Below are 2,365 nucleotides of genomic sequence, written 5' to 3'. Positions count from 1 at the left end.
TGTCCGCGTACTCGTCTGAGTGCACCGCCGCGTACGAAGTTATGTGCACCAGTGCTCAGGCCACGTCGGTGTCCCGCTCGATGGCCTGGAGGCGGTTCTTCAACCGGTAGCTGTTGCCGTTGATCGAGACGACCTCGCAGTGGTGCAGGAGGCGGTCGAGGATCGCCGTGGCGAGGACTTCGTCGCCGAAGACCTGGCCCCATTCGCTGAACGTCTTGTTCGAGGTCAGGATGACCGAGCCCTTCTCGTATCGCTTGGAGATCACCTGGAAGACCAAATTCGCCTCGGCGCGTTCGAGGGGCTGATAGCCGACCTCATCGACCACGAGGACGCTGGGCCGCAGGTAGCTGCCGAGCTTGTTGACCAACCGTCCGGCGGCTTCGGCGGTCTTGAGGTTGCGGACCATGTCATCCAGCGTCGTGAAGTAGATCGAGTAGCCGGCCCGGCAGGCCGCGACCGCGAGGGCGACGGCGATATGCGTCTTGCCGACCCCGGGCGGCCCGAGCAGGGCCGCGTTGGCCTTGGCCTCGACGAACGAGAGGGTGGCCAGGTCCTTGACCTTGCGCGGGTCGAGATCGGGCTGGAAGGCGAAGTCGTACTCGTCGAGCGTCTTGTGATGCGGCAACTTCGAGGTCCGCAGGCCGCTGCGGAAGCGACGGTCCTCACGGACTGCGAGTTCCTCGGACAGGACCAGGTCGAGGAAGTCGAGATAGCCCATCTTCGCCTCATCGGCCCGGCGGGTGAACTCATTGATGGTCTCCGCGAGATGTGGCAGGCCGAGCTTGCCGGCCGTGGTGCGGATACGGTTGCCGGTCAGCTGGCTCAAGAGAAGTCCTTCGTCGCTCGATTGGTGGTGAAGGGGCGGGTGCCGGTCAGTTCGTCATAGACGGACAGCGGGCGGCGGCCGACTTCGACGCTGGCGGCAGCGGCCCGGTTCAGAAGGGCTTGCAGCGAGCCGACCTCAGGCCCAAGACGCTGGTCACGGCGGGGCGGGGACGGACTATCGCCAGTGGTGGTGCGGCGTCCGGCTCCGGTGGGCAGGCCGTCCCAGTGCGAGTCGTCCACAATCCGAGCGCCGCGGCCAACTGCCCGTGGATGGGTGGCCAGGAGGGTGTCCCCAGCGGTGCCGGGGAGCGTGGAGTGCAGGGTGACCTGCGACTTGGTCGCCCGAATCTCGACCAGCTGGCGGGGGCGGACCTTGCGCGCGGGCACCGAGTAGAGGTTCGCGTCGAAAGCGACCAGGCAGTCCTTGCCGACGTGCCGCAGATGCCGCTGGGCGACGACATACGGAGTGGGCGGCAGCGGCCGCAGGGCCACGTGATCGCGCACGGCTCGGTGCCCGATGATCTCGCCGTGAGTGCCGTGCACCTTCGCCCGCCGCAGCGGCACCCAGGCCGTGAAGGCGGCGTTCATCTCCTCGATCGAGGAGAAGGCCCGTCCGGCCAGGACATGATCGCGGACGATCAATACCTGGCGCTCGACCCGGCCCTTCCCCTGGGGCCGATAGGCGGCCAGGACGTCAATGTCGAAGTCGTAGTGCCCGGAGAACGCGACTGCTTCTGGGTGCAACGGGACCGCCTCGCCCGGCGCGACATGCCGTCGCACGACTGTTTTGGTGCGGTCGTAGACGATCGTCATCGGCACCCCGCCGAAGTGCGCGAACGCGGCCCGGTGACAGTCGAAGAAGCTCGCGAGGTCCTGGCTGGTGGTGAAGCAGCAGAACGGATCGCGGGAGTACGACAGCGTCATGTGGAACGAGTAGACCTTCGGGATCCCGACATGGGCGAGGATCTTGCCCTCATCACCCCAGTCCACCTGGGCCTGTGCCCCCGGGATTACCTCGAACCGGCGGTGCAGGCCCGCCAGTTCACCCGGGCTGATGCCGAGTTCCTCAGCGATCCGGGGCCGGGCTTCCTGGAGATAGATCTTGACCCGCTGGTAGTTCAGGGCGACCTGGTACTCCGAGGCCAGGCGCTCGTGGATCACCGATGCCTTGAGCAGGATCTCCGACCTGAGCATCGCATCGACGAGCGGAGCGACCTCATCGACCACCCGCCGGTGCTGCCGCCCCTCGGCCGTTCTCTTCGGCGGCGCGACCGGCGCCTCGCCCGACAGGTACTTCGTGACCGTACGACGGTTCAGCCCGGTCTCCTTCGCGATCTCCCGCAGGCTCATCGCACCGGACTCGTACAGACCGCGAAACCGCCTCAACTCCAGCCAGCGATGCGGGTCCAAGACCACGTCAGCCGCCCCTCCACCGTCCCGAAACCGACAGCAGAAGACTCGCGGCACCCACCCGCCACCACATCAACTTTGGTGCACTCTCATTCGTACGAGGTGGTGCACGTTCATTTGTACGCCGACA

The 2,365-nt window shown here is 66.6% G+C and carries 2 protein-coding genes; both read right to left on the bottom strand.

Annotated elements, in window-relative coordinates:
* Nucleotides 1–55: 55 nt before the first annotated feature.
* On the bottom strand, nt 56–826 hold the full coding sequence (istB, locus tag ACFYO9_RS38870; protein ID WP_358778205.1) for an IS21-like element helper ATPase IstB: 771 nt from the start codon (nt 824–826) through the stop codon (nt 56–58).
* A complete protein-coding gene (istA, locus tag ACFYO9_RS38865) occupies nt 823–2,241 on the bottom strand; it encodes an IS21 family transposase (RefSeq protein WP_358778204.1) in 1,419 nt (472 codons plus the stop codon). Before istA ends, istB begins: the two co-directional genes overlap by 4 nt.
* Nucleotides 2,242–2,365: the final 124 nt, after the last annotated feature.

The sequence above is a fragment of the Streptomyces sp. NPDC005863 genome (genome assembly GCF_042871345.1).
Classification (GTDB): domain Bacteria; phylum Actinomycetota; class Actinomycetes; order Streptomycetales; family Streptomycetaceae; genus Streptomyces.
The sequence above is the reverse complement of the archived record's forward strand: the minus strand, read 5'-3'. Positions and strand labels throughout refer to the sequence as shown.